The sequence below is a fragment of the Desulfovibrio intestinalis genome, assembly GCF_014202345.1.
Taxonomy (GTDB): Bacteria; Desulfobacterota; Desulfovibrionia; order Desulfovibrionales; family Desulfovibrionaceae; genus Desulfovibrio; species Desulfovibrio intestinalis.
Window position 1 is genome coordinate 63,482 of sequence record NZ_JACHGO010000001.1, and the last position, 22,953, is coordinate 86,434.

The 22,953-nt window shown below is 56.5% G+C and carries 36 protein-coding genes; 32 read left to right on the top strand and 4 right to left on the bottom strand.

Annotated features, from left to right (window positions below; genetic code table 11):
* The first annotated feature begins 63 nt into the window (after nt 1–63).
* The 3 genes from murJ to ftsY all read left to right on the top strand — a co-directional run bounded on the left by murJ (nt 64) and on the right by ftsY (nt 4,997).
* Complete coding sequence (gene murJ, locus HNQ38_RS00255; RefSeq protein ID WP_183717133.1) at nt 64–1,833, top strand: murein biosynthesis integral membrane protein MurJ; 1,770 nt, start codon at nt 64–66, stop codon at nt 1,831–1,833.
* Nucleotides 1,834–1,854: 21 nt separating this feature from the next.
* Complete coding sequence (locus HNQ38_RS00260) at nt 1,855–2,946, top strand: hypothetical protein (RefSeq protein WP_343060060.1); 1,092 nt, start codon at nt 1,855–1,857, stop codon at nt 2,944–2,946.
* Between the two features lie 365 nt (nt 2,947–3,311).
* A complete protein-coding gene (gene ftsY, locus HNQ38_RS00265; RefSeq protein WP_183717135.1) occupies nt 3,312–4,997 on the top strand; it encodes a signal recognition particle-docking protein FtsY in 1,686 nt (561 codons plus the stop codon).
* 132 nt (nt 4,998–5,129) lie between these two features.
* Here ftsY and HNQ38_RS00270 read toward each other — a convergent pair whose 3' ends face one another.
* The 3 genes from HNQ38_RS00270 to HNQ38_RS00275 all read right to left on the bottom strand — a co-directional run bounded on the left by HNQ38_RS00270 (nt 5,130) and on the right by HNQ38_RS00275 (nt 7,175).
* Nucleotides 5,130–6,491 (bottom strand): response regulator, encoded by a 1,362-nt coding sequence (locus tag HNQ38_RS00270; protein ID WP_183717137.1) that lies wholly within the window; start codon nt 6,489–6,491, stop codon nt 5,130–5,132.
* A 220-nt stretch (nt 6,492–6,711) separates the two neighbouring features.
* Nucleotides 6,712–6,840 (bottom strand): hypothetical protein, encoded by a 129-nt coding sequence (locus HNQ38_RS14325; RefSeq protein ID WP_281377774.1) that lies wholly within the window; start codon nt 6,838–6,840, stop codon nt 6,712–6,714.
* 188 nt (nt 6,841–7,028) lie between these two features.
* Nucleotides 7,029–7,175, bottom strand: coding sequence for a hypothetical protein (locus HNQ38_RS00275; protein ID WP_183717139.1), 147 nt, complete (start codon nt 7,173–7,175; stop codon nt 7,029–7,031).
* A gap of 78 nt (nt 7,176–7,253) precedes the next feature.
* Between HNQ38_RS00275 and rpsJ the strand changes: the two genes are divergently transcribed.
* From rpsJ to rplQ, 29 genes are all read left to right on the top strand, one after another.
* Entirely contained in the window at nt 7,254–7,571 is a 318-nt protein-coding gene (rpsJ, locus tag HNQ38_RS00280) for a 30S ribosomal protein S10 (RefSeq protein ID WP_022658146.1), read from the top strand.
* Nucleotides 7,572–7,583: 12 nt separating this feature from the next.
* The gene (gene rplC / locus HNQ38_RS00285) at nt 7,584–8,213 is read left to right on the top strand and encodes a 50S ribosomal protein L3 (RefSeq protein WP_183717141.1); all 630 of its coding nucleotides are present in this window, start codon (nt 7,584–7,586) and stop codon (nt 8,211–8,213) included.
* A gap of 11 nt (nt 8,214–8,224) precedes the next feature.
* Nucleotides 8,225–8,857, top strand: coding sequence for a 50S ribosomal protein L4 (gene rplD, locus HNQ38_RS00290; RefSeq protein WP_183717143.1), 633 nt, complete (start codon nt 8,225–8,227; stop codon nt 8,855–8,857).
* A gap of 2 nt (nt 8,858–8,859) precedes the next feature.
* Nucleotides 8,860–9,150 (top strand): 50S ribosomal protein L23, encoded by a 291-nt coding sequence (rplW, locus tag HNQ38_RS00295; RefSeq protein WP_183717145.1) that lies wholly within the window; start codon nt 8,860–8,862, stop codon nt 9,148–9,150.
* Nucleotides 9,151–9,152: 2 nt separating this feature from the next.
* The gene (gene rplB / locus HNQ38_RS00300; RefSeq protein ID WP_183717147.1) at nt 9,153–10,001 is read left to right on the top strand and encodes a 50S ribosomal protein L2; all 849 of its coding nucleotides are present in this window, start codon (nt 9,153–9,155) and stop codon (nt 9,999–10,001) included.
* Nucleotides 10,002–10,010: 9 nt separating this feature from the next.
* A complete protein-coding gene (gene rpsS, locus HNQ38_RS00305; RefSeq protein ID WP_183717149.1) occupies nt 10,011–10,295 on the top strand; it encodes a 30S ribosomal protein S19 in 285 nt (94 codons plus the stop codon).
* Between the two features lie 9 nt (nt 10,296–10,304).
* The gene (rplV, locus tag HNQ38_RS00310) at nt 10,305–10,643 is read left to right on the top strand and encodes a 50S ribosomal protein L22 (RefSeq protein ID WP_179979729.1); all 339 of its coding nucleotides are present in this window, start codon (nt 10,305–10,307) and stop codon (nt 10,641–10,643) included.
* Between the two features lie 3 nt (nt 10,644–10,646).
* Complete coding sequence (gene rpsC, locus HNQ38_RS00315) at nt 10,647–11,288, top strand: 30S ribosomal protein S3 (RefSeq protein ID WP_183717151.1); 642 nt, start codon at nt 10,647–10,649, stop codon at nt 11,286–11,288.
* On the top strand, nt 11,288–11,701 hold the full coding sequence (gene rplP / locus HNQ38_RS00320) for a 50S ribosomal protein L16 (RefSeq protein WP_183717153.1): 414 nt from the start codon (nt 11,288–11,290) through the stop codon (nt 11,699–11,701). Before rpsC ends, rplP begins: the two co-directional genes overlap by 1 nt.
* Nucleotides 11,702–11,932 carry a 50S ribosomal protein L29 gene (rpmC, locus tag HNQ38_RS00325; protein WP_183717155.1) on the top strand — a complete coding sequence of 77 codons (231 nt, stop codon included), beginning with the start codon at nt 11,702–11,704 and terminating at the stop codon, nt 11,930–11,932.
* Nucleotide 11,933: 1 nt separating this feature from the next.
* Nucleotides 11,934–12,197: a 30S ribosomal protein S17 gene (gene rpsQ / locus HNQ38_RS00330; protein ID WP_012624303.1), complete on the top strand. Its 264-nt coding sequence runs from the start codon at nt 11,934–11,936 to the stop codon at nt 12,195–12,197.
* A gap of 9 nt (nt 12,198–12,206) precedes the next feature.
* On the top strand, nt 12,207–12,575 hold the full coding sequence (gene rplN, locus HNQ38_RS00335; protein ID WP_183717157.1) for a 50S ribosomal protein L14: 369 nt from the start codon (nt 12,207–12,209) through the stop codon (nt 12,573–12,575).
* Between the two features lie 9 nt (nt 12,576–12,584).
* Nucleotides 12,585–12,917 carry a 50S ribosomal protein L24 gene (gene rplX / locus HNQ38_RS00340; protein WP_183717159.1) on the top strand — a complete coding sequence of 111 codons (333 nt, stop codon included), beginning with the start codon at nt 12,585–12,587 and terminating at the stop codon, nt 12,915–12,917.
* 9 nt (nt 12,918–12,926) lie between these two features.
* Nucleotides 12,927–13,466 (top strand): 50S ribosomal protein L5, encoded by a 540-nt coding sequence (gene rplE / locus HNQ38_RS00345; RefSeq protein ID WP_183717161.1) that lies wholly within the window; start codon nt 12,927–12,929, stop codon nt 13,464–13,466.
* Nucleotides 13,467–13,476: 10 nt separating this feature from the next.
* Nucleotides 13,477–13,662, top strand: a complete 186-nt coding sequence (locus HNQ38_RS00350) for a type Z 30S ribosomal protein S14 (protein ID WP_012624307.1) — start codon at nt 13,477–13,479, stop codon at nt 13,660–13,662.
* Between the two features lie 102 nt (nt 13,663–13,764).
* Nucleotides 13,765–14,145, top strand: a complete 381-nt coding sequence (gene rpsH / locus HNQ38_RS00355) for a 30S ribosomal protein S8 (protein WP_183717163.1) — start codon at nt 13,765–13,767, stop codon at nt 14,143–14,145.
* Between the two features lie 11 nt (nt 14,146–14,156).
* Nucleotides 14,157–14,696 (top strand): 50S ribosomal protein L6, encoded by a 540-nt coding sequence (gene rplF, locus HNQ38_RS00360; RefSeq protein ID WP_183717165.1) that lies wholly within the window; start codon nt 14,157–14,159, stop codon nt 14,694–14,696.
* Nucleotides 14,697–14,706: 10 nt separating this feature from the next.
* Nucleotides 14,707–15,066: a 50S ribosomal protein L18 gene (gene rplR, locus HNQ38_RS00365; protein WP_183717167.1), complete on the top strand. Its 360-nt coding sequence runs from the start codon at nt 14,707–14,709 to the stop codon at nt 15,064–15,066.
* A 1-nt stretch (nt 15,067) separates the two neighbouring features.
* A complete protein-coding gene (gene rpsE, locus HNQ38_RS00370) occupies nt 15,068–15,580 on the top strand; it encodes a 30S ribosomal protein S5 (protein WP_183717169.1) in 513 nt (170 codons plus the stop codon).
* Nucleotides 15,581–15,582: 2 nt separating this feature from the next.
* Entirely contained in the window at nt 15,583–15,759 is a 177-nt protein-coding gene (gene rpmD, locus HNQ38_RS00375) for a 50S ribosomal protein L30 (protein ID WP_183717171.1), read from the top strand.
* Nucleotides 15,760–15,778: 19 nt separating this feature from the next.
* Nucleotides 15,779–16,240, top strand: coding sequence for a 50S ribosomal protein L15 (rplO, locus tag HNQ38_RS00380; protein WP_183717173.1), 462 nt, complete (start codon nt 15,779–15,781; stop codon nt 16,238–16,240).
* 228 nt (nt 16,241–16,468) lie between these two features.
* Nucleotides 16,469–17,782 carry a preprotein translocase subunit SecY gene (secY, locus tag HNQ38_RS00385; protein ID WP_183717175.1) on the top strand — a complete coding sequence of 438 codons (1,314 nt, stop codon included), beginning with the start codon at nt 16,469–16,471 and terminating at the stop codon, nt 17,780–17,782.
* A gap of 18 nt (nt 17,783–17,800) precedes the next feature.
* Nucleotides 17,801–18,595, top strand: a complete 795-nt coding sequence (gene map, locus HNQ38_RS00390; protein WP_183717177.1) for a type I methionyl aminopeptidase — start codon at nt 17,801–17,803, stop codon at nt 18,593–18,595.
* A gap of 137 nt (nt 18,596–18,732) precedes the next feature.
* Nucleotides 18,733–18,846, top strand: coding sequence for a 50S ribosomal protein L36 (gene rpmJ, locus HNQ38_RS00395; RefSeq protein WP_005027799.1), 114 nt, complete (start codon nt 18,733–18,735; stop codon nt 18,844–18,846).
* Nucleotides 18,847–18,861: 15 nt separating this feature from the next.
* Complete coding sequence (rpsM, locus tag HNQ38_RS00400; RefSeq protein ID WP_183717179.1) at nt 18,862–19,230, top strand: 30S ribosomal protein S13; 369 nt, start codon at nt 18,862–18,864, stop codon at nt 19,228–19,230.
* A gap of 124 nt (nt 19,231–19,354) precedes the next feature.
* Nucleotides 19,355–19,744 (top strand): 30S ribosomal protein S11, encoded by a 390-nt coding sequence (gene rpsK / locus HNQ38_RS00405; protein WP_183717181.1) that lies wholly within the window; start codon nt 19,355–19,357, stop codon nt 19,742–19,744.
* 43 nt (nt 19,745–19,787) lie between these two features.
* Nucleotides 19,788–20,414 carry a 30S ribosomal protein S4 gene (gene rpsD / locus HNQ38_RS00410; RefSeq protein ID WP_183717189.1) on the top strand — a complete coding sequence of 209 codons (627 nt, stop codon included), beginning with the start codon at nt 19,788–19,790 and terminating at the stop codon, nt 20,412–20,414.
* 12 nt (nt 20,415–20,426) lie between these two features.
* Nucleotides 20,427–21,470: a DNA-directed RNA polymerase subunit alpha gene (locus tag HNQ38_RS00415; protein ID WP_183717192.1), complete on the top strand. Its 1,044-nt coding sequence runs from the start codon at nt 20,427–20,429 to the stop codon at nt 21,468–21,470.
* Nucleotides 21,460–21,963, top strand: coding sequence for a 50S ribosomal protein L17 (gene rplQ / locus HNQ38_RS00420; protein WP_183717194.1), 504 nt, complete (start codon nt 21,460–21,462; stop codon nt 21,961–21,963). The genes HNQ38_RS00415 and rplQ overlap by 11 nt, the downstream gene beginning before the upstream one ends.
* 243 nt (nt 21,964–22,206) lie before the next feature.
* Here the strand turns inward: rplQ and HNQ38_RS00425 are convergent, their stop codons facing one another.
* Nucleotides 22,207–22,920, bottom strand: coding sequence for an SDR family oxidoreductase (locus HNQ38_RS00425; RefSeq protein WP_183717196.1), 714 nt, complete (start codon nt 22,918–22,920; stop codon nt 22,207–22,209).
* Nucleotides 22,921–22,953 lie beyond the last annotated feature (33 nt).

A 22,953-nucleotide genomic window follows, 5' to 3' on the forward strand; every position in this document is an offset into this window, starting at 1 on the left:
TGTCATGTGGTGTATTATAGCGAACAGCCTGAAATGACGCTCTTAATCCACGGTTTGTAAGCCATGCCCATGCAAGGTCAGCAGAAAAAAACATCAAGCTCCGGTTTGGCCCGTACAGCGGCGCTTCTGGGAGGCTTTGCCCTTTTTTCCCGTCTGCTGGGTCTTGCGCGTGATATGAGCATGGCGTGGCTTTTGGGCGGCGGGGCAGCGGCTGACGCTCTGGTGGCGGCCATGCGCCTGCCGCATGTGCTGCGGCGGCTGCTTGGCGAAGGCTCCCTGTCAATGACGCTCACGGCCAGCCTTGTGCATCTGCGGCAAGGCTATGGGCTTCATGCCGGAAGGCACACTGACGCGGGCAGCGCTTCGGCCAGAGAACCCTGGGGATTCGGCTTACGCCTGTTGGGCCGCGCCTTGTCCCTCAGATTGGGCATGGTGCTTTTGCTGTTGACCCTGCTGGGGCTGGCTGCTGCCTCCTGGCTGGCCCGGTTCCTGGCCCCTGGCTTCAGCGGGCCGGAATTGGAGCACACCGTTGTGCTCCTGCGTATCTGTTTGCCCTATGTGCTGGCGGCAGGCATGGCTGCGCTGGGCATGGCCCTTTTGCACAGCATGGGCGTGTTTTGGCTGCCCGCGCTTTCTCCGGCCTTGTTTAATCTGGTGATGTTGATTGCGGCAGCCGCGGCGGCGCTGCATCTTTGCCCGCCTGCGGAAGCATTGGCCCTTGGCATGCTTTGCGGCGGTTTGGCGCAATGGCTGGCCCAGTGGCTTGCGGTGCGCCGTCTTTTACCAAGTGGAGGATCCCGCGCATCTGGCGGTCACTCCAATGGCACTTGCGTGAAATGCTCTGGTGACAGCAGTGCCGCCGTTGATGCCAAGGCGGTCAATGGCGCTGCCTGGCGCTGTTTGGCGTTGCTGCCCGGCGGCGTTCTTGGAGCCGCCGCGCCCCAGCTTGCCATGCTGGCGGCAATGGCCCTGGCTTCAGAACTGGGGCGGGGGCAGGTTGCGGCTCTTTACTATGCCGAGCGCCTGCTGGAATTGCCTCTGGGGCTGGTCGGCGTCTGCCTTGGGATGGCCAGCCTGCCGACCTTGAGCCGTCTGGCGGCGAAAAAAGATTTCGTTTTGTTTGGAACACATCTGTCCACATCACTGCGGCTGACTGTCATGCTCAGTCTACCCGCAGCGGCGGGACTGTGGGCAGTGGGGCCGCAGCTTGTTGATGGGCTGCTGGGCCACGGAGCTTTTGACAGTCAGGCGTCGCGTGAGACTGGCCTCGCCTTGTTGGCCTATGTGCCAGGATTGCCTGCCTTTGCCTGTATTCGTTCATTGCTGGCTGCTTGTAATGCCTTGGGGCTTGTGCGGCACACGGCGCAAAGCTCGCTTTGGGCTGTTGGGGGCACAGTGGTGACAGGACTGGCTCTGGCCCGTTTTTTTGAACCGCAGTACAGTGTTATGGCCCCGGCCCTGGCCGTTAGCCTTGGCCTTTGGTTGCAGTGCGCCCTGTTATTTTGTCTGCTGCGGCGAACCCTGCCGGAACAAAAAGACAGCGCGCCTGTGCCAGCATTGCGAGGCAAACTGTTTTTTTTGCCGTCCTGGCTGCCCGGCTGGAAGGATTTGGGGCGGCACGCTCTGGCCGGAGCGCTCACTGGTATTGTGGCCCAGGTTCTTGTGCGCCTTGCAGCGCCGTGGGGCTTGTGGGCGTCTCTTGGTCTGGCAATTTTAGGTGGCGTATTGGTTTGGGGCTTGTGTTTGCGGATATTGCGCGATCCGGATATGGCCCTTATGACGGGCCGCTTGCGCAGGAAGCCGCGCCCTCATATAACTGATGGCAACGCCTGATACGGCGCGAAGGCGGCTTTTGTGGAAAAAACACTATCGCAGCATATAAAAATTACACCTGGGCGTCTGCTGATTGCCATATGGTGCGCTGGCCTGCTGCTTTTTCTGCTGCTTGCCCTCTGGTCAGTGTGGGAAGAGCGTGAAGCCTCGCGGGAACATCTTGCCGTTGACGCGCGTAACACTGCAGTGCAGCTTTCGGCCTTGCTGGCCGTGCCTGCATGGGATGTGGACGAACTTGCGGCGCGCACCATTGTTATGGCCGCAATGGAAGACGAAAGCATTTATGGCATCAAGGTACAGACGCCAAAAGGAATGCTGGAAGGCCAGCGCCGCAATTATCAGTGGGAGCCTGTACCCTGGGACGATGAAATGGATGAAGAGGCCGTGGCTGGCCTGAGTCCTCTGCGCATGGAAGGCCGGCCTGTGGGCACTGTGGAAGTATATATGTCCCCACGGGTAAGCCAGGAAGGCAGCGCTCTCACTGCCCGGCGCGAAGTATGGCGGTTTGCGATCAGCGTTCTGTGCTGGACGGCGGCTTTGTGCTTTGTCTGGCGCGTGCGATTCAGGCGCGATGCCACGGCTGAAGGCGATGCGCAGCTTGGCAGTACGCAGGGGGAAAAAGCAGCGGCGGCATCTTCGGCAAGAGCGGCTGCGCTGACGGGCCTGCCCGTGCAATCTGGGGATGCCCAGACCGCGTCTGGTGATTCTCTTGGCGGCTCTTTGCCCAAGGGCGACGAAAGCTCCTCCGACGATGAGGCCCTTGCGTCGCTGGTAACGTCCCTGACCGCAGGGGAAGTTGTCAGCCCTGTCTTGGGCCTGGCCTTCCTGCGCCGTCATGACCATGCCTGGCAGGTGACGGCTGGCCTGTTCCGCCATAGTTTTGGCCGTGCGCCCGGTCTTATGTGCCGTTTGTATGAAGCTGGCGACAGCGCATCGCTGTGCCGTTTGGGCGACCTGCTGGAAAGAGCTGCTCCTTGTCTGGGAGCCGAGCGCCTGACCGTCGCGGCCAGAGACATGCAGACGGCCCTGCACGGCCCTGACGGGTTGCGCAGAACACTTGCGGTTGAAGAATGCATTCTGGCTCTGGACGAAGTGCTGGATTCCCTGCGCTGAGGATACTGGAGCCGCCTGAAATTTCGGTTGATCTGTATGTGCCGTCAGGGCTGAATTTTCACTGTGGCAACAAGGCGATGGTCTTGGCGCGCACGGCGTGCTACTTTTTGAGGTGCGCTAAACTGCGGGCATTCTTGATGGTGGAAATCGGGATGTCGGCGGCGTGCGGGGCGAGCCGCGTTTCCTGTACGGTACAACTTTTGCCGAAAATTGCATTTTTTGACAGAATGACAACGTTGAAATGTGAAGCATTTCAACGTTACCCTGTTCTAAATTTGAAAGACTGAAAATTTCAACGTTAATCTACTCTGGATATAGCTGTTGCGTAAAGGCTTTGTGCCGAACATGAGCAACAAGGAGAAGGAATGGGATTTTTTTCAGCCATTAAGAAGATGTTCGGCTCTGAATCAGTTGAAGGGCAAGAACCGAAGACTCCAGAACAAGGCGATGCTTCTGCGTTGCAGCAAGAGCAGACGTCGGACCAGCCTCTCGCACAGCCTGAGAAAATGCCTGCGGGCGAAAGTTCTGAGTCTGCCCCGCCTGCCACATCTGGCGGACCTGCCGTAGCTGTCACCAGCGCGGATGCCCCCTTGGACGTTGCGCCAGCCGCGCCCGCTACAACGCCGAACGCGCCTGCCGCGCCGGGTGGCGTGGAGCGCACGGCGGAAGAACCTGCTCCCACCGAGCTGCAAGAGTCCATCACGCAGCCAGCTTCCGAAATCGCAGTTGCCACCGCAACTACAGCCGCGCCTGTGGCAGCCCCTGCGGCTTCTGGCGCTGCCACTGAGCCAGCTGCTGCACCGTCAGCGCCTGCCTCAATCTCTCTTGTTGCTGGTTCCGAGGAAGAAGTGCTTACCCTGCGCCTGCGCGAAGCTGAGCCGCGCCTTTCTGTATGGCTTGGCATCGTGCTGGAAGGCGTGGATGAAACGGGCGACCTGCTGTGGCAGCGTTTGTCCTTTCTGCTCGGTGCGCTGGAAGCCCCGCCGCAGGAAACGCAGGCGTTTGTTGATGATTTTCGCGCCTGGACGCAGCGTATGGAATACCGCCAGGTGGAGGAATTCCGTTCAGAACTGCAGTATCGTCTGGCTCTGGCTCTTGATCTGGAAGATGAAGAGGACGAACGCAGCCGTCTGTTTATCAAGATAACCGAGGGGCTGGCCCGCACTCGCGAACAGTTCGCGCGTGGTCTGGATTCTCTGTTCTCCAGTCACGGCGAACTTGATGACGCCTTTTGGGAAGAGCTTGAAGAGCTGTTTATTATGGCCGACCTTGGCTACGAGCCTTCAATGGAACTTGTGGAGCGCCTCAAGGAGCGCGCCCGCAAGGAAAAAGTCACTGAGGCTTCTGGCATGCGCGCTCTGCTCATGGCCGAGGTGGAAGAAATCTTCCGCGCGCCGCGTCGCATTGCCGCCATCAATCCCCCTGAAGTCGTTCTTATGATCGGCGTTAACGGCGTGGGCAAAACCACTACCATTGCCAAGCTGGCCCATCGTGCCCGCATGCAGGGCAAAAAAGTCATGATTGCCGCCGCCGACACTTTTCGCGCTGCCGCCATCGAGCAGTTGCAGGTATGGGCCGGACGCGTTGGCGCGACCTTTCATGCCAAGGCCCCGGGGGCCGATCCGGCCTCTGTGGCTTACGAAGCTATGGACCGGGCTGTTAAAGAAGGCGTTGATGTGCTTTTTGTGGATACGGCTGGCCGCCTGCAAACCAAGGTCAATCTTATGGAAGAGCTGACCAAGATTCGTCAGGTGCTGGGCAAAAAGCATCCCGGCGCGCCACATCGCAGCATTTTGGTCATTGACGCCACTACGGGGCAGAATGCCCTGTCGCAGACCAAGCTGTTCAAAGAGGCCGCAGGGGTGGATGAACTCATTCTGACCAAGCTTGACGGCACCGCCAAAGGCGGCGTTGCCATCGCCGTTGCCATGCAGCACCACCTGCCCATTACCTTTGTGGGTCTAGGCGAAAAACTGGAAGATCTCCGGCCTTTCAATGGCGAAGATTACGCCCGCGCTCTGCTTGGACAGAAAGAGAGCGGAGCGGCCTGATCGAAAGCTGTGCCGCGGGTCGAACGCGGCCTGTACAAGTATGAATCTGCCAGCGCTTTTTAGCGGCTTTGACAAAGGGGGCGTTTCCTGCGGAAACGCCCCCTTATTTATAATGAACACTGAAAGTGAACCTTAAGCCATGCTGCGCTCCAGGCCCTGCCGGGCAGCCTTGTGGCTTGGATCCAGATCGAGTGTGGTCTGGAAAAACTGCGCTGCACGCTGCTTGTCGCGTGATTGAAGAAAAACCGCGCCATAGTTGAAGGCAATGGGGGCGCTGGCCTTGAACAGTTCGGCATCCAGATCCAGAGCCTTGAGCAGATTGGCCTTGGCCTGAATGAAATCCTGGCCTTCGGCAAAAGCCATGCCCATATTATAGTAGAGATTGGCGTCGTCAGGCGCAATCTTGATGGCTCGTTTGTATTCTATGATGGAATCCTGCCAGCGGCCCTGCCGGCGCAGGCTGATGCCAAGCTGGTTGAACACCACAATATCGCTTTTAGAAAGATATTTGCCTTTAACTTCAAGGCTGTTGCGCAAGAATTTCTCAGCTTTTTGCGGGTCACGCTCGGCATAAACGTCGGCAATGCGGCTCGAAAGGGCACTGAGTCCCTCGACTGCCTCACGGTTCATCTGGGTGAGGGCTTTGTCAAAAAAGTCCTCAGCCTGGTCCACATGCCCCAGGGCCAGGTGGACTTCGCCCAGGCTGACCTTGCGGTTGACGTTGAGCGGTGAAATGTTGTCGAGCTTTTGCAGGTAGCGCAACTGGTTTTCTTTGTCGTCCATTTCGCCATACATTTCCGCCAGTCTTTGCAAAGGCGCCAGATAGAGATCAGCCGCCGCGGCCGCCGCTTCGTAGGCTACACGGGCCTGTTCATACTCTTTGAGGCCACGGTAGGCGTCGCCCATCACCAGATAGGCCGCAGCGCTGCCGGGCTTTATTTCAAGTATTTTCTGACTGGCAGACAAGGCCTGCGCAAACTGCTTGCGGGTCAGCAAGCCTTTGGCGAAGTCGATAGCCTGCCCGAGTTTGCTTTGCGGCTTGATGGTAAAGGCCATCTTTTCAATAAGCGTGTTGATGGAAACGGGTTTGGCAATAAAATTGTCTGCACCCACCTCGTGCAGCAGCATAAGCCGGTCACGCTGCACGTCATTGGTGAGTATGACGATCTTGAGGCCGCTATATGCCTGCTTTATCTGGCCGACCAAAAAACTCAGATCCTGGCCGCCCATTATCCGCTCAAGAAAAAGTATGGGAGAAGGATGGTTGGGGAGCAGTTCACGCAACTCGCGCAGCAACTGGCGCGGGTCGGTCAGGGCAGTGAAAAGGCCGGGCGCTGTCAGTCCGAGATCCTTGGCAAGCGTGAGGCGCAGTTGCGTGCTGAAAGCCTGATCGTCCGTAAGAACTATAACGTGTCCGCCATCTTTTTTCATATAGTTGATGACGGTGTCCTGATAGGAAATGTGCTTGGCCTGCGGGGCCATATCAAATGCCATGCATTCTCCTCTCTCGAAGAATTCGGGAAATGTGGGTGGCGCTGGGCGTCACATATTGTGGATGCCAATATAGTATAGCATCATGTGTTTTTCAAAATAAGAAATACTTTATTTCTCGATTTTTTCATATACTTAGTAAAATGCTATATTGTCAAGTGACGTTCTGGTGACGCAGAACAAAAAAAATCGCAAAAAGCCTTGACGCCGGGGCAAGTGTTAGCTAGAACATGCCTTGCCCATTGGGACAGGTGTCTTCAATGGGTGTTCCCTGGACGGCAGGGAAGGGCAGATTGAGTCTGCCCTGCTGTACCTGAAACGGCCCCAGTGTGGGTCCAACAGGTTTTGACATGTGCAGGCGTTACCAGATGCCGGACAATGTCGAGCCGTTCCAGCCCAACGACGGATCCCACCGCAGCCCCGGAGGCGCGCGTGACCCGGGGCTGTAAGGTAGGGGGGAGTATTCCCCTCATTTGGTGACCCTGCGGGACCGCCTTGCCACCTTTCTTGGTGGCCTGGCCTGGGCGACGCCGGGGAGTATCATGCGGATGATACAGGCGCGTTCAGGCGTCCAAAATCTTCCGAATTTTCCTGAATATCAGGCATGATACGCGCATTAGCGCAGCCCCTTACGTTGCTCCGTCCGTCCCATTCCAGGGTGAGGTCGGCCTTCGGGCCATGCTTCATGGCCCGCGAATGCTGTGAAGAAGCCTGCGCAGTCGGTGGTCGACGCGTGGGATGTTTATGCAAACGGAGTAGGCAACAATGACGACAGTTAGCAGCGATCGCATTCGGATCAAGCTCAAAGCCTACGATTACCGCATTCTGGATAAAGCCGTTGCGGAAATCGTGGATACGGCGCGCAATACGGGTGCCGGTGTGGCGGGGCCCATTCCTCTGCCCACCAACATTCATAAGTATACCGTTCAGCGTTCCGTGCATGTGGACAAGAAGTCCCGTGAGCAGTTTGAGATGCGCATTCACAAGCGGCTTATGGATATTCTGGAACCCACCCAGCAGACCGTCGACGCGCTGGGCAAGCTTTCCTTGCCCGCCGGTGTGGACGTGGAAATCAAGCTCTAGCGAGAGGCAGTCATGGCTGAGAAAATGGGAATTTTGGGTCGCAAACTCGGTATGACCCGCATATTTGACGGCAGCGGCGCCGCTGTGCCCGTTACGGTGATTGAGGCAGGACCTTGCCCTGTCACCCAGGTCAAGAACGCGAATTCTGACGGCTACAATGCCGTGCAGATCGCTCTGACCGCCGCTAAGGAAAAACACGTAGGCAAGGCCATGCAGGGCCACTTTGCCAAGGCTGGCAAGGGTCTCTTCCGCCATCTGCGCGAAATCCGCCTTTCGGCTGCTCCCGAGCAGGAGTTGGGCCAGGAACTTACCGTTGAAATGTTCGCCGCCGGCGACACCGTAAAGGTGACTGGCAAGAGCGTTGGTAAGGGCTACCAGGGCCGCATGCGCCGTTGGAACTTCGCAGGTTCTAAGGATACGCACGGCTGCGAAAAGGTGCACCGCAACAACGGCTCCATCGGTAACAACACCTTCCCAGGCCGCGTGTTCAAGGGCCGGAAGATGGCTGGCCACTGGGGCAATGAAACCGTTACGGAAATGGGCCTGACCATTGTTGACGTTCGTCCTGAAGACAACGTTATTCTGGTTAAAGGTTCCGTGCCCGGCCCCAAGAACGGGCTGGTGCTGATCCGCAAGCAGTAGAGGAAGCAGCAATGGCTACCGTGAAAGTATTCGATCAGAACAAGCAGGAAAGCGGTGAAATTACGCTGGCTTCCGATGTGTTCGAAATCGAGGTGAGGCCCGAAATCCTCAACCTCGTGGCGCGCGCCCAAATGGCGGCCAAACGCGCCGGAACGCATAATGCCAAAACCCGTGCTTTTGTTTCGGGCGGCGGCGTTAAGCCTTGGAAGCAGAAGGGTACGGGCCGCGCTCGCGCCGGTTCAAACCGTTCACCCATCTGGCGTGGCGGCGCTGTCATCTTCGGACCCAGCCCCCGCGACTATAGCTTTAAAGTTAACAGCAAGGTTCGTGCTCTGGCTCTCAGGATGGCTCTGTCCAGCCGGTTGGCCGCTGAAACCTTGATGGTGGTTAAGGGCATCGAACTGCCCGAAGCCAAAACCAAACATTTTGCCAAGGTGGCCTCCACCCTGGGCCTTAACAAGGCCCTCATCGTGGCGCACGAGGAAAGTGCAGAGCTGACCCGCTCAGTTCGCAATATCCCCGGCCTCACCCTGACCACGGTGGACCGCCTGAGCGTGCTTGAAATCCTGAAGCACAAGCAGCTCGTGCTGCTTGAAGGTGCTGTGGAATCTGTGCAGGCGCGTTTCGCGAAGAAGGGAGCGTAGTTATGGAAATCACTTCTGTTCTGCTCAAGCCCCTGCTGACCGAAAAAACGACCCTGATCAAGGACGAAGCGCAGCAGGTGGCCTTTTTGGTCCACACCCAGGCCAACAAGCTTGAAATCAAGCAGGCCGTGGAAAAGGCTTTTGATGTTAAAGTGGAAGCGGTCAACGTGATCCGCCGCGCGCCCCTCAACAGGGAGCGCCAGGGTCGTGTGGTTGGCCGTAAGCCCGGCTGGAAAAAAGCGTATGTGACGCTTCGCCAGGGCGATAAAATCGAGTTCTTCGAGGGAGTATAAGCATGGCTGTCCGCAAGCTGAAACCGACTTCCGCTGGGCGTCGTTTCCAGACGGTTTCCGATTTTGAGGAAATCACCCGGACGCGCCCTGAGAAGTCCCTTACTGTCGGTCTGACCAAAAAGGCCGGCCGCAATAACTTGGGCCGTATCACCAGCCGCCGTCGCGGTGGTGGTGTGAAGCGTCTGTACCGCATCATTGACTTCAAGCGCGACAAGACCGGTATTGAAGCCCGTGTGGCTCACATTGAGTACGATCCCAATCGTACCGCCCGTATCGCCCTGCTGCACTATTCTGATGGCGAAAAGCGTTACATTCTGGCCCCTGTGGGTCTGAAACAGGGTGATGTGGTAATGTCCGGCGTGAATGAACGCAACGGCGTCGTGGCTGACATCATGCCCGGCAATGCTCTGCCCATGCAGCGCATTCCCGTGGGTACCGTCATCCACAACATCGAGCTGTACCCCGGTAAGGGTGGCCAGCTCTGCCGCGCCGCTGGCACCTACGCCCAGCTTGTTGCCAAGGAAGGCAAGCACGCTCTGCTGCGCTTGCCCTCCGGTGAAGTTCGTAAGGTGCTGGTCACCTGCGTGGCCACTGTTGGCCAGGTAGGCAACGTGCACCACGAAAGCATTTCTCTGGGCAAGGCTGGTCGTAACCGTTGGCTCGGTCGTCGCCCCAAGGTTCGTGGCGTGGCCATGAACCCCATCGACCATCCCTTGGGCGGTGGCGAAGGCAGAAGCTCTGGCGGCCGTCATCCTGTGTCGCCCTGGGGCATGCCCGCCAAGGGTTACAAGACCCGCGACAAGAAGAAAGCCTCTTCCAGGCTTATTGTTAAACGCCGCGGCCAGAAGTAGGAGTAGCTCATGCCGAGATCATTGAAAAAAGGGCCGTTTGTTGACGGTCATTTGATGAAGAAGGTCGACACCGCCGCGGCTAACAGCGATCGGCGTGTGCTCAAGACCTGGTCGCGCCGCTCGACCATCCTGCCCGAAATGGTGGGACTGACCTTTGCGGTGCATAATGGCAAAAAGTTCGTGCCGGTGTTCGTCACCGAAAACATGGTTGGCCACAAGCTGGGTGAATTCTCGCCCACCCGTACCTACCATGGGCATGCCGCCGACAAAAAGGCTAAGGCCGGCAGGAAATAGGGTAGCGATATGGAATCTAAAGCTATTGCGAAGTTCCAGCGCGTTTCGCCGCGCAAGACCCGTCTTGTGGCCAAAAACGTGCAGGGTCTTGGAGTGGAGGAGGCAATGAACCTTCTGCGCTTTACGCCCAATAAGCCCGCTGGGGTTATTTACGGTGTGTTGAAAAGCGCGCTGGCGAATGCCTCTCAGCTGGGCGGCGTTGATGTGGACGCCATGGTGGTGAAGGAAGTCGTGGTCAACGAAGGCCCCACCTGGAAGCGCTTCATGCCCCGTGCTCAAGGCCGGGCAACCAAGATTCATAAGCGCACGAGCCACGTTACCGTTATACTCGCAGAAGGGCAGGAATAGGCTATGGGTCAGAAAGTACATCCGTTCGGGTTCCGGCTTGGGTATAATAAGAATTGGCTGTCTCGCTGGTTCAGCAAAAAGGAATACCCCGCCTTTGTCTATGAAGATAGCAAGATCCGCGCGTTCGTGAAGAAACTCCTGTTTCATGCTGGCGTTTCCAAAATTGAAATCGAACGTGCTGGCGGCAAGGTACGGCTTATCCTGTCCACTGCCCGCCCCGGTATTGTTATTGGGCGCAAGGGTGTGGAAATTGAAAAGCTGCGCAACGATCTTCGTCAGAAGTTCGGCCGTGAGTTTTCTCTTGAAGTAAACGAAATTCGCCGTCCTGAAGTGGACGCCCAGCTTGTGGCCGAAAACATCGCCCAGCAGCTGGAGCGCCGTGTAGCCTTCCGGCGCGCTATGAAGCGCACCGTGTCTATGGCTCGCAAGTTTGGCGGCGAAGGCATCAAGGTGACATGCTCCGGACGTCTGGCCGGTGCTGAAATCGCCCGTACCGAATGGTACCGCGATGGCCGGGTGCCCTTGCAGACCCTGCGCGCCGATATCGACTACGGTTTTGCTGAAGCGCGCACCACCTACGGCATCATTGGCGTCAAGGTGTGGATATACAAGGGTGAAATCCTTGACAAAGAGGTTGATCAGTAATGCTTGCGCCTAAAAAAGTAAAATTCCGCAAATGGCAGAAGGGCCGCCTTCGCGGCCTTGCCACCCGCGGCGCTACCGTTGCCTTTGGCGACATTGGTTTGAAGACCGTGCAGCACGGACAGCTTACCAGCCAGCAGATTGAAGCTGCGCGTATCGCCATGATGCGCCACATCAAACGTGGTGGTAAAGTTTGGATCCGCGTGTTCCCCGACCGCCCCGTGACCGCGAAGCCTCTGGAAACCCGTCAGGGTTCCGGTAAAGGCGCTCCGGTGGGCTGGTGCGCTCCGGTGAAGCCCGGTCGTGTTCTGTATGAAATCAAGGGCGTCAGCCTTGACCTTGCCCGCGAAGCGCTCACCCGCGCCGCGCACAAGCTGCCCGTGAAGACCGTCATCGTGGTGAGGGAGGGCATCTAAATGGCTGCCAAGAAGAAAACTGACAAGAGCGTCCGGCCCGCTACCGCCGAACTTCGCGCCCTGAGCGTTGAAGAATTGCGCGGCAAACTGGTCGAGCAGCGCGAGGAATTGATGACCGTCCGGTTCAAGCACGCCGCTGCGCAGCTTGAAAAGACTTCCGAGCTGAAAGCCATGCGGAAGCAGGTGGCGCGCATCGAGACTGTACTGAACGAAAAGGAACAGAGGGTCTAAAATGCAAGCTCTGGAAGATCGTAAGGGCAGAACGCTGACCGGCATTGTGGTGAGCGACAAGAACGACAAGACCATTGTCGTGCGCGTTGAGACCCTGGTCAAGCACCCTCTGCTCAAAAAGTATGTGAGGCGCCGCAAAAAGTTCACGGCTCATGATCCTATGAACGAATGCGGTATGGGCGATAAGGTCAAGATTGTGGAGTTCCGTCCGCTGTCGCGCAACAAGCGCTGGCACCTGGTCTCCATCATTGAAAAAGCCGTGTAGGGTAGTACCATGATTCAGGTAGAATCCACGCTTCAGGTCGCCGACAATTCCGGCGCCAAAAAGGTTGCCTGCATCAAGGTGCTGGGCGGTTCACACCGCCGCTACGCCTCGGTCGGTGACATTGTAGTGGTTTCCGTCAAGGAAGCCATACCCCATAGTAAGGTGAAGAAGGGCGACGTTATGAAGGCTGTTATCGTGCGCACCGCTAAAGAAGTGCGTCGCATGGACGGCAGCTACATCAAGTTCGACGGCAACGCCGCTGTGCTGCTTTCAAGCCAGGGCGAACCCCTCGGCACCCGCATCTTCGGCCCCGTGGCCCGTGAGCTGCGCGCCATGAACTTCATGAAAATTATTTCGCTGGCCCCGGAAGTGCTGTAGGAGACCGTCATGAAAATGTTTCGTATCCGCAAGGACGACAAGGTGATGGTAATCGCCGGCAAAGACGCGGGCAAGATTGGTAAAGTGCTCAAGATCCTGCGCAAGAAGGATCGTGTGCTGGTGGAAAAGACCAATATGGTCAAGCGCCATATGCGCCCCAACCCCTATGCCCAGCAGCCCGGTGGTATTGTGGAAAAGGAAATGCCTATCCACGTCTCCAACGTCATGGTTGTCTGCTCCGCTTGTGGCAAAGCCACCCGCGTAGGCTACAAGACCATTGAGTCCGAGGGCAAGGAAAAGAAAGTGCGCTTCTGCAAAAAGTGCAACGAAGTCATGGAATAAGGTGATACGATGACACGCCTTGAAAAGATATATAGAGAGAAAGTAGTTCCGGTAATGCAGAAGGAGTTTAGCTACTCCTCTTCAATGCAACTGCCCGGGATTGAAAAGATCTCTCTGAACATCGGCCTTGGCGCCGCCAGCCAGAACAACAAGCTGATGGAAGAAGCAATGGCCGAACTTTCGGCCATCGCAGGCCAGAAGGCCGTGGTGACTCGCGCCAAAAAATCCATCGCTGCTTTCAAGCTGCGCGAAGGCATGCCCATCGGCGCCCGCGTTACCTTGCGCAAGGAACGCATGTGGGACTTTCTTGACAAGCTCATGAACTTCGCCCTGCCCCGGGTTCGCGACTTCCGGGGTATTCCGGATCGTGGCTTTGACGGACGCGGCAACTTCACCCTGGGTATCAAGGAACACACCATCTTCCCCGAACTTGAGGCGGATCGTGTGGAAAATCCCAAGGGCATGAACATCACCATTGTCACCACGGCGTCCACGGACAAAGAAGGCAAGTTCCTTCTTGACCAGCTGGGCATGCCGTTCCGCAAGTAGGAGTTAAGCTATGTCCCGTACTTCTTTGGAAGTAAAGGCTAAGCGCAAGCCCAAATTCAGTGCTCGTGCTTACAATCGCTGCCCGCTTTGCGGTCGGCCCCGGGCCTTTCTGCGTCAGTTCGGCATCTGCCGTATCTGCTTCCGCAACATGGCCCTTCGTGGCGAGTTGCCCGGCGTTCGCAAGTCGAGCTGGTAAATTTCCGGGCGCGAAAGCGCCCGGATGGTGCGTTTTTGCGCACCTGTGGGAAGTGGCGGCATTGGGCCGTCAACCCCGCACCCAAACTTTCAGGAGCTTTCGATGTTGACAGATCCCATTGCGGATATGCTGACCCGTATCCGCAACGCACATTTGGCCCTGCACAAGGAAGTAAATGTGCCGCGCTCGAAGATGAAGGAAGCGTTAGCCGCCATCCTCAAGCAGGAAGGTTACGTCGAGGACGTGGCCGTGGCCGACAGTAACATCACCATCACTTTGAAGTACCAGATGGGCAAGGCCGTTATCAGCGGTCTGAAGCGTATCAGTACCCCCGGTCGCCGGGTGTACGTGGGCGCTCACAAAATCCCCAGGGTACAGAACGGCCTCGGTATTTGCATTTTGTCCACGTCCAGCGGTGTGTTGGACGGTATGACTGCCCATGAGAAGAAGGTGGGCGGCGAACTTTTGTGTGAAATCTGGTAGGCGGTGCGAGCATGTCCAGAATAGGTAAACTGCCCATTCCCGTTCCTAATGGCGTTGAAGTCAAGATCGGAGCGGATGTTGTGGAAGTGAAAGGCCCTAAGGGCTCGCTGAGCACTCCTGTCTGCTCCCTGCTCACGTATGAACAGGCCGAGGGCCACGTGACTCTGAGCCGCATTGAAGATGACCGCATCACCCGCGCCCAGCACGGCCTGCGTCGTACCCTGCTTTCCAACTGCATTGATGGCGTAACCAAGGGCTTTTCCAAGGCTCTGGAAGTCATCGGCGTTGGTTACCGCGTGGCGGTTAAGGGTAATATCATCGAGCTGCAGGTTGGTTATTCCCATCCTGTGCTGGTGGAATTGCCTGAGGGTCTCAAGGCTGTTGTGGAAGGTCAGATCCTGACCATCAGCGGCATTGATAAGGAACTTGTTGGCGAAATGGCTGCCAAGATCCGCCGCATCCGCAAGCCTGAGCCTTACAAAGGCAAGGGCATCAAGTACACCACCGAGACGATTCGCCGCAAGGTCGGTAAGTCCGGCGGCAAGAAGTAGGGGGCGCGTCATGAAATACAGCAAGAATGAGTCACGGCAACGCCGTAAGATTCGCATTCGCAAAAAGATCAGCGGCACCTCTGAGCGCCCGCGTCTGGTTATTTACAGGTCCAACCTGCATGTCTACGCCCAGATTGTTAACGATCTGGACGGAGCCACTCTGGCGGCTGCTTCGACCCTTTCGCTCGCCAAGAACGAAGCGGGAATGCACTGCAACAAGAGCGGTGCCGAGAAGGTGGGCATGGAGATTGCCCGCATGGCCAAGGAAAAGAATATCGACAAGGTGGTATTTGATCGCAACGGGTATCTTTATCACGGTCGCGTCAAAGCTGTAGCCGATGGCGCCCGCGAAGGCGGCCTGGAGTTCTAATATGCGTCAGGAAAATACCGAAACTCAGCAGAACGAGTTGGGCGAAATCGAAAAGATCGTTTCCCTCAACCGCGTGGCCAAGGTGGTCAAGGGTGGCCGTCGGTTCAGCTTCAGCGCCCTTGTGGTGGTAGGCGACGGCAAGGGCGGCGTGGGCTTTGGCCTGGGCAAGGCCCAGGAAGTGCCCGAAGCCCTGCGTAAGGCAACCGAGCGCGCTCGTAAGAACCGTGTTCAGGTGGCCCTTGTGGATGGCACCCTTCCTTATGAAATTCTGGGCCGCTTCGGCGCCGGACGTGTGATGCTCAAGCCGGCCTCTGAAGGTACGGGCATCATCGCTGGTGGTGCAGTGCGCGCCATTATGGAAGCTGCTGGCGTGCGCGACGTGCTTGCCAAGGCCATCGGCACCAACAACCCGCACAACGTGCTTCGCGCCACCATGCAGGGTCTTGTCGCCCTGCGCAGCGCCGACGATGTTTCGGCCCTGCGCGGCAAGAAGCTCGAAGCTCCGAGGAAGTAGTCATGGCAGAAATCAAGGTTAAACTCGTGCGTTCGCGTATCGGCTCCACGCCCGCGCAGCGCAAGCTGCTGGACTCCCTTGGCCTCAAGCGCCGCGAGATGGTCAAGACGTTCAAGGACACCCCGGCTATCCGGGGCATCATCGCCAAAGTTCCGCATATGGTGACCGTTATCGAATAACGGTCGGAGGACATATACCATGCAACTGCACAATCTCTTTCCCTTTCCGGAAGAGCGCAAGACCCGCCGTCGGGTGGGCCGTGGCTCTGGTTCCGGCCTGGGTTGCACGGCGGGCAAAGGCCACAAAGGCCAGAATGCCCGTGCCGGTGGCGGTGTAGCCCCCGGTTTCGAAGGCGGCCAGATGCCCCTGCAGCGCCGTCTGCCCAAGCACGGCTTCAAGAATGCTCCGTTCAGGGTTACCTACAACGTGATCAATCTTGACCGTCTGCTGGAAGCCTTTGAAGGCAAAAGCGACATCACGCTGGACGACATCTACGCCCGCGGCCTGGCCCGTATGGGCTCGCCTGTGAAAATCCTTTCACGTGGCGAAGTCAAAAGCGCTCTCAAGGTCGAAGCTCACAAGTTCAGCCAGGCTGCTGCGGAGAAGATCCGTAACGCTGGCGGCGACGTGACCGAACTTGAAGCAGTTCCCTCGGTCTAATAGTTGACTCAAAACCGGCTGGTTTAACCACCAGCCGGTTTCTTCCGCTGCCGGTGAAAGCCGGGCGGAGCGGTGAGAGCTTATGCTGTGAAGCTTCGGCTTCCAGCACGCGCTTTCAGGGCGAGATACTGTTAGTGCCAGGCATTTGCCGCACTGTTCCCGTTTTGCGGAGAACAGTGTGGCTATGCACATACTGCGCCATCGGCGCATAAACGCAAAGAGTCTTACATGGCAGTAGGAACGGCAAATACAATGGCAGGTCAGCCTTCGCTTGTTAAAAGGCTTGGCTGGACCTTCCTGATTTTGTGCTGCTACCGCATCGGTGTGCATGTGCCCATTCCGGGTGTGGACGCCGCCGCTCTCGCATCCTTTTTCCAAAGTATGCAGGGGACGCTGTTCAGCCTTTTTGACATGTTTTCCGGAGGCGGTCTGTCCAACGTTTCCGTCTTTGCTCTGGGCGTCATGCCGTATATCTCGGGTAGCATCATTATGCAGCTGCTCCAGGTTATCAGCCCTGACGTGAAGCGTATGGCCAAGGAAGAAGGACAGGCCGGGCGTCGCAAGCTCACCCAGTACACCCGCTACCTCACCGTGCTTATCGCCCTGGTGCAGGGATTGGGTATCGCTGTGGGGCTTGAAAATATGACGAGCCCTGCGGGAACTTCCATCGTGCTCAATCCCGGCTGGCAGTTCCGCATGGTCACCATGACCACGTTTACTGCTGGTTCGGTACTGGTCATGTGGCTCGGTGAACAGATTACTGAACGCGGCATTGGTAACGGCATATCGCTCATCATTTTCTGCGGTATTGTGGTTGGTATCCCGCGTGGCATCATCCAGTCTCTGGCGCTTATCCAGGCTGGGGACATGAGCATTTTCATGGCTGCCGTCATTGTGGTCTTCATGGCCGCTGTGCTTGTAGTCATTGTTTTTGTTGAAAGGGCGCAGCGCCGCATACCTATCAGTTATGCCAAGCGTCAGGTTGGTCGCAAAATGTACGGTGGGCAGAATTCTCACCTGCCTTTGCGTCTTAACACTGCGGGCGTTATTCCCCCCATTTTCGCATCTTCTCTGCTGCTTTTCCCGGCCACCATTGGCCAGTTCTCCAGCAATGAATATGTGAAGCATGCGGCGGAGCTCTTTTCGCCCCACGGTATTGCCTACAACGTGCTTTACGTGGGCCTCATGTTCTTCTTCTGTTACTTCTACACTGCCATTATTTTTGATCCCAAGGATATGGCGGAGAATCTCAAGAAGAACGGCGGGTTTATTCCCGGAATTCGTCCCGGCGACAAGACGCAAGAGTACATTGATACTGTGCTCACGCGGTTGACCCTTTCGGGGGCCACCTATATTTCACTGGTTTGCCTTCTGCCCATGCTGCTTATCAGCAACTTCAACGTTCCGTTCTTCTTTGGCGGCACGAGCTTGCTGATTCTTGTGGGTGTAGCGATGGACTTCATGAATCAGGTGGAATCTCACATGATCTCAAGTCAGTACCAGGGCCTTATGGCCAAGGCTCGTAAAAGCGGCCGACTGTAGACCGACAGGGGATTTGGTATGAAGAAGTATCAAGGCGCGTACATCAAGAACGATCGTGAGATCGGCTGCCTGCGTGAAGCCAACCGTATGGTTGCCAATGTTCTTGATGCCGTGGGCGACATGGTGGCTCCGGGCCTTCCAACCATGCGCCTTGAAGAATTGGCGCGCGACATGTGCGCTGATTACAAGGTAAAACCAGCCTTTTTGGGCTACTGCGGCTATCCTTTTGCACTGTGCTGCTCGGTTAACGAGCAGGTGGTGCACGGCTTCCCCTCCACGCGGCTGCTTGAGGAAGGGGATATTGTCAGTGTGGATATGGGTGTAGTCTTTGAAGGCTTTGTGGGCGACGCCGCGCGCACCTTCCCTGTAGGCAAGGTGAGTGACGAAGCCCGCAAGCTCATGCGGATTACTGAGGAAAGCCTCTACGTCGGCATTGAGCAGGCACGGGCTGGCAATGATGTGTATAACATTGGCGCCGCTGTGCAGGATTATGTGGAAGCAGCCGGGTTCGGAGTGGTTAGGCGTTTTGTGGGGCATGGCGTTGGCGCCAAAATGCATGAAAAGCCGGAAGTGCCAAACTTTCGGCCAGGAATGCGCGGCCTGACCCTGCAAAATGGTATGGTCATTGCGATTGAACCTATGGTGACCATAGGCACCTACGAAGTCGACATCCTTGACGATCAGTGGACTGCGGTAACTCGAGACGGCCAATGGGCCGCGCATTTTGAGCACAGTGTGGCCATTACTCCGTCCGGACCGCAAATCCTCAGCATCTCGGACCGTGGACTCAACCGGCACACCATTGAAGGTTGACAGAACACATAAAGCCAGATAATCATCTCCGTTCATGTCCTCTTTTTTAAGAGGACGTCGGTCTGCCGTCTGTGCGGCATGTGCCGGTTGCCGGAGACTTTATTTGTCAAAGCTAAGGCTCTTATTGGAGAAATGGAATGAAAGTAAGACCTTCCGTCAAGAAAATATGCCCCAAGTGTAAGGTTATCCGGCGCAAGGGAGTGCTTCGAGTTATCTGCGAAAACCCCCGGCACAAACAGCGCCAGGGCTAGGGCAGGAGACGTATTGTGGCGAGAATAGCAGGTGTTGATTTGCCGCGAGGCAAAAGGGTGGACATTGCGCTCACCTATATTTATGGCATTGGCCGCGCAACGGCCATGAAAATTCTGGACACCACCGGAGTCAACTGGGAGCGTGGTATTGACGACCTCTCCGCTGACGAAGTGAACGAGATCCGTAAGGAACTCGAACAGCACTACAAGGTGGAAGGCGATCTTCGCCGTGAAGTGTCCGGTAACATTAAACGTCTTATGGACATTGGCTGCTACCGCGGCCTTCGTCATCGTCGCGGCCTGCCCGTGCACGGCCAGCGCACGCACACCAATGCGCGTACCCGCAAGGGACCCCGCCGTGGTGCAGTGGGCAAGAAGAAGTAGGCGTGCGGGCTGCGCTTGTCGCAGTTTGTAAAGCGGACGCAGCATTCGTGCTGCCGTGAGGACGAACGGATTTTCCGCCGTGCGCGGAGCATAAATCTGACAAGCTCCATCCAGAGGGATAGATATGGCCAGACCCAAAAAAGCGGTCAAGAAAAAGGAAAAGAAAAACGTGCCGGTGGGCATAGCCCATATTCAGGCTTCGTTTAATAATACCATTATTACCTTTACGGATACGCGCGGAAACGCCGTTTCCTGGGCATCTTCGGGCCAGAGCGGCTTTAAGGGCTCACGTAAGTCCACGCCTTTCGCAGCCCAGGTTGCTGCTGAAACGGCCGCCCGCAAGGCGCAGGACAACGGCATGCGTACAGTTGGCATCTATGTGAAAGGCCCCGGCTCCGGCCGTGAAGCTGCCATGCGCGCCATTTCGGCCGCTGGCTTGAAGGTTGCCTTCATTCGTGATGTCACGCCCATTCCGCACAATGGCTGCCGGCCGCCCAAGCGCCGCCGCGTCTAGTCGGCCCGCCTGGGTCGTGCCTGTAACGTAAGAGGATTAATAAATGGCCAAATATACTGAAGCAAAGTGCCGCATGTGTCGCCGCGAAGGCTGCAAGCTCTTTTTGAAGGGCGACCGCTGCTTCACCGACAAATGCGCTTATGATCGCCGCCCCTACGCTCCCGGCCAGCATGGCCGTGCCCGCAAGAAGGTGAGCGAATACGCCGTTCAGCTGCGTGAAAAGCAGAAGACGCGCCGTATTTACGGTATCCTGGAACGCCAGTTTCACGGGTACTTTGTTAAAGCCGATATGCAGAAGGGTGTCACTGGTACCAACCTGCTTGTGATTCTTGAACGCCGCCTGGATAACGTTGTTTTCCGTCTTGGCTTTGCCAACTCGCGCAACCAGGCCCGCCAGCTCGTGCGTCACGGCGTGTTCACCCTCAACGGCCGCAAGGTGGACATTCCTTCCTTGCAGGTGCGTGTGGGCGACAGCATTGAAGTGCCTGAAAAGAATCGCAAGATTCCCGTGCTTGCAGAAGCCCAGGAAGTTATTGCCCGCCGTGGCTGCCCCGCCTGGCTTGAAGCCGACGGCGCTGCCTTCAAAGGCACAGTCAAGGCCATGCCGCAGCGTGACGACATCCAGTTCCCCGTCAACGAGCAGCTTATCGTCGAACTTTACTCGAAATAACCGGGGGTTCGCATGCTTATTAAACAGGGCGAACGCCTTATCAATGCGCGCAACTGGTCGGAGCTTGTTAAGCCTGATCAGATCATGCGCGAAGAAGAGACCGCCAGCGGCACACACGGCAAGTTTGTCTGTGAACCTCTGGAAAGGGGCTATGGCACCACCATTGGTAATGCCATGCGCCGCGTCCTTCTGGCCTCCCTTCAGGGGGCGGCCTTTGTGTCGGTAAAAATCATCGGTGTTCAGCACGAATTCAGCAGCATTCATGGCGTTCAGGAAGACATCACTGATGTCATTCTGAACCTCAAGCAGGTGCGGCTGCGTATGGACACGGAAGAGCCCCAGCGTCTGACCCTTCGGGTTGAACGCAAGGGCGCGGTGACCGCTGCCGACATTATGGCCAATCAGCACGTTGAAGTACTTAACCCTGATTTGCACATAGCGACCCTCACCGAGGACGTCGTGCTGGAGATGGAGTTGGAGGCCCGCATGGGCAAGGGCTACGAGCCTGCGGACATGCACGAAGGTCTGACCGAAGAAATCGGTGTCATCAAGCTGGATTCCAGCTTTTCCCCTGTTCGCAAAGTTGCGTACACGGTGGAGCAGGCCCGCGTTGGCCAGATGACCAACTATGACCGTCTTCTGTTGGAAGTGTGGACTGATGGCTCCCTTACGCCTGAAGATGCCATTGCTTACAGCGCCAAGATCATTAAGGATCAGATATCCGTATTCATCAACTTTGATGAACGTGTATCAGGCGACATGCGCAATGGCAGCGGCGAAAGCGGCGAAGTCAATGAGCATCTTTTCAAAAGCATTGACGATCTTGAGCTTTCCGTTCGTGCCACCAACTGTTTGCGTAGCGCCAATATAGCGCTTGTGGGTGAACTGGTGCAGCGTACGGAAGCTGAAATGCTCAAGACCAAGAATTTCGGCCGCAAATCGCTGGACGAAATCAAGAGTATGCTTTTGAGCATGGGCCTCGACTTCGGCATCAAGGTCGACTCTTTCGACAAGAAATATCAGGAATGGAAAAGGAAGCAGCAAAATGAGGCATAGCAATTCCGGCAGGAAACTTTCGCGTACTCCTGCGCACCGTAAGGCGCTGTTGCACAATCTCGCCAAGGCGCTGCTGATCCACGGCAAAATCTGCACCACGGAAATCAAGGCTAAGGAGCTTCGCCGAGTTGTTGAGCCCCTGATCACCCTTGCCAAGCGCAACGACCTGCACGCCCGTCGTCAGGCCTACCGTGTGCTTAATGATCATGCCCTGGTCAAGCGTCTGTTTGATGAAATCGGTCCTGTTTTCGCTGGCGTGCCCGGCGGTTACACCCGTATTCTCAAATTGGCCATGCCCCGTAAGGGCGATAACGCCCCTATGGCTTTTATTGAATTGACCCGCAGCAGCGAAGCCGCTGCCACTGAAGCTCCTAAGGCTGCTCCTGCTGCCAAGGTTGCTGATGAAGCTGCGGCCAAACCCAAGCGTGCTCGCAAGCCCAAGGCAGACGAAGCTACGGCTGAATCCGCCAAGGAAGAAGGCGAAGCCAACTAGGTAAGCACTTTCTGGGTCTATAGGTATATTCGAAGGGGGCGCACTGCGCCCCCTTTGTTTTTTCGGAAGAGATCAACCTTGAAATATGAAACATTCCAAAGTTGGCATTCCGCATTTGTCATTTTGTCTTGTCAGTCTATTAAGATGCAATTTTCACTTGAATCAACGGCGTGTTCGTCGTGCTGCATTCTCGTGCGACGGTAAGCATTGAAACCTTTTTAAAGTTTAATACTTAAAACATTGCTAATAGTTCGCCAGTTGCCGCTCGACGTCCTTGGGGCTGGAGGCCAACTCCTTTTGAATATTTTTGGCAAATTCGTCTGGATAAATCTCATCAAGTTCTGCCTGCAAACCTGTCAGAATCTCTTCAGCCACTGACTCGGGGCTGGCCTTGGGCATAGCGACCCCGTCTGCCATGCGGGTATCAACCGGGCCAGGATAAACACCTACGACCTTAGTTTTTTGTGCGGCCAAAACGCCTCTTAGTCCCTGCGTCAGGGAATGCAGAGCCGCTTTTGAAGCACAGTATGTGCCGATGGAAGGCATATTTACAAGGCCAATGACGGAAATGATGTTTACAATGCATCCACCTCCGTTCTTGCCAAGAATCGGTGCAAAGGCGGTGCACATTGCGTGTGTACCAAAGTAGTTGACCTCCATCTCTCTTCTCGCGTTTTCCTGAGACCCCAGCAAACCGCCTCCGCCAGTGCCTGCGTTGTTTACAAGTATTGTGACATCTCCGCACAAGGCGGCAGCATTGGCGACGCTGGCGAAATTGCAGACATCAAGTTCAACCGAGCAGACCCGATCATCTTGCAACAAGGGGCTGAGAGAATCAGTGTTTCGCGCGCAGGCATAGATTTTTTTTGCGCCCGCTGCCAGAAACGTCTTGACCAGTGCTCTCCCAATGCCCCCATTGGCACCGGTCACCAATATCGTTTGGCTATCAATGTTCATAATTGTCCTCCTTTAAAGCGTTGCTTTAAGTGT

What these genes read in the sequence shown, in the direction of transcription:
- rplD (WP_183717143.1), top strand. Translation starts at nt 8,225, where the DNA reads ATGGCTACCGTGAAAGTATTCGATCAGAACAAGCAGGAAAGCGGTGAA.
- rplO (WP_183717173.1), top strand. Translation starts at nt 15,779, where the DNA reads ATGCAACTGCACAATCTCTTTCCCTTTCCGGAAGAGCGCAAGACCCGC.
- HNQ38_RS00350 (WP_012624307.1), top strand. Translation starts at nt 13,477, where the DNA reads ATGTCCCGTACTTCTTTGGAAGTAAAGGCTAAGCGCAAGCCCAAATTC.
- HNQ38_RS00425 (WP_183717196.1), bottom strand. Translation starts at nt 22,920, where the DNA reads ATGAACATTGATAGCCAAACGATATTGGTGACCGGTGCCAATGGGGGC.
- rplR (WP_183717167.1), top strand. Translation starts at nt 14,707, where the DNA reads ATGAAATACAGCAAGAATGAGTCACGGCAACGCCGTAAGATTCGCATT.
- HNQ38_RS00270 (WP_183717137.1), bottom strand. Translation starts at nt 6,491, where the DNA reads ATGGCATTTGATATGGCCCCGCAGGCCAAGCACATTTCCTATCAGGAC.
- murJ (WP_183717133.1), top strand. Translation starts at nt 64, where the DNA reads ATGCCCATGCAAGGTCAGCAGAAAAAAACATCAAGCTCCGGTTTGGCC.
- rpsD (WP_183717189.1), top strand. Translation starts at nt 19,788, where the DNA reads ATGGCCAAATATACTGAAGCAAAGTGCCGCATGTGTCGCCGCGAAGGC.
- HNQ38_RS14325 (WP_281377774.1), bottom strand. Translation starts at nt 6,840, where the DNA reads ATGTCAAAACCTGTTGGACCCACACTGGGGCCGTTTCAGGTACAGCAG.
- rplE (WP_183717161.1), top strand. Translation starts at nt 12,927, where the DNA reads ATGACACGCCTTGAAAAGATATATAGAGAGAAAGTAGTTCCGGTAATG.
- rpsH (WP_183717163.1), top strand. Translation starts at nt 13,765, where the DNA reads ATGTTGACAGATCCCATTGCGGATATGCTGACCCGTATCCGCAACGCA.
- rpmJ (WP_005027799.1), top strand. Translation starts at nt 18,733, where the DNA reads ATGAAAGTAAGACCTTCCGTCAAGAAAATATGCCCCAAGTGTAAGGTT.
- rplB (WP_183717147.1), top strand. Translation starts at nt 9,153, where the DNA reads ATGGCTGTCCGCAAGCTGAAACCGACTTCCGCTGGGCGTCGTTTCCAG.
- rplW (WP_183717145.1), top strand. Translation starts at nt 8,860, where the DNA reads ATGGAAATCACTTCTGTTCTGCTCAAGCCCCTGCTGACCGAAAAAACG.
- rplF (WP_183717165.1), top strand. Translation starts at nt 14,157, where the DNA reads ATGTCCAGAATAGGTAAACTGCCCATTCCCGTTCCTAATGGCGTTGAA.
- map (WP_183717177.1), top strand. Translation starts at nt 17,801, where the DNA reads ATGAAGAAGTATCAAGGCGCGTACATCAAGAACGATCGTGAGATCGGC.
- rplV (WP_179979729.1), top strand. Translation starts at nt 10,305, where the DNA reads ATGGAATCTAAAGCTATTGCGAAGTTCCAGCGCGTTTCGCCGCGCAAG.
- rpsE (WP_183717169.1), top strand. Translation starts at nt 15,068, where the DNA reads ATGCGTCAGGAAAATACCGAAACTCAGCAGAACGAGTTGGGCGAAATC.
- HNQ38_RS00415 (WP_183717192.1), top strand. Translation starts at nt 20,427, where the DNA reads ATGCTTATTAAACAGGGCGAACGCCTTATCAATGCGCGCAACTGGTCG.
- rpsC (WP_183717151.1), top strand. Translation starts at nt 10,647, where the DNA reads ATGGGTCAGAAAGTACATCCGTTCGGGTTCCGGCTTGGGTATAATAAG.
- rplQ (WP_183717194.1), top strand. Translation starts at nt 21,460, where the DNA reads ATGAGGCATAGCAATTCCGGCAGGAAACTTTCGCGTACTCCTGCGCAC.
- rplN (WP_183717157.1), top strand. Translation starts at nt 12,207, where the DNA reads ATGATTCAGGTAGAATCCACGCTTCAGGTCGCCGACAATTCCGGCGCC.
- rplX (WP_183717159.1), top strand. Translation starts at nt 12,585, where the DNA reads ATGAAAATGTTTCGTATCCGCAAGGACGACAAGGTGATGGTAATCGCC.
- rpsK (WP_183717181.1), top strand. Translation starts at nt 19,355, where the DNA reads ATGGCCAGACCCAAAAAAGCGGTCAAGAAAAAGGAAAAGAAAAACGTG.
- rpsJ (WP_022658146.1), top strand. Translation starts at nt 7,254, where the DNA reads ATGACGACAGTTAGCAGCGATCGCATTCGGATCAAGCTCAAAGCCTAC.
- secY (WP_183717175.1), top strand. Translation starts at nt 16,469, where the DNA reads ATGGCAGTAGGAACGGCAAATACAATGGCAGGTCAGCCTTCGCTTGTT.
- rpmC (WP_183717155.1), top strand. Translation starts at nt 11,702, where the DNA reads ATGGCTGCCAAGAAGAAAACTGACAAGAGCGTCCGGCCCGCTACCGCC.
- rpmD (WP_183717171.1), top strand. Translation starts at nt 15,583, where the DNA reads ATGGCAGAAATCAAGGTTAAACTCGTGCGTTCGCGTATCGGCTCCACG.
- rplC (WP_183717141.1), top strand. Translation starts at nt 7,584, where the DNA reads ATGGCTGAGAAAATGGGAATTTTGGGTCGCAAACTCGGTATGACCCGC.
- rplP (WP_183717153.1), top strand. Translation starts at nt 11,288, where the DNA reads ATGCTTGCGCCTAAAAAAGTAAAATTCCGCAAATGGCAGAAGGGCCGC.
- HNQ38_RS00275 (WP_183717139.1), bottom strand. Translation starts at nt 7,175, where the DNA reads ATGAAGCATGGCCCGAAGGCCGACCTCACCCTGGAATGGGACGGACGG.
- ftsY (WP_183717135.1), top strand. Translation starts at nt 3,312, where the DNA reads ATGGGATTTTTTTCAGCCATTAAGAAGATGTTCGGCTCTGAATCAGTT.
- rpsQ (WP_012624303.1), top strand. Translation starts at nt 11,934, where the DNA reads ATGCAAGCTCTGGAAGATCGTAAGGGCAGAACGCTGACCGGCATTGTG.
- rpsS (WP_183717149.1), top strand. Translation starts at nt 10,011, where the DNA reads ATGCCGAGATCATTGAAAAAAGGGCCGTTTGTTGACGGTCATTTGATG.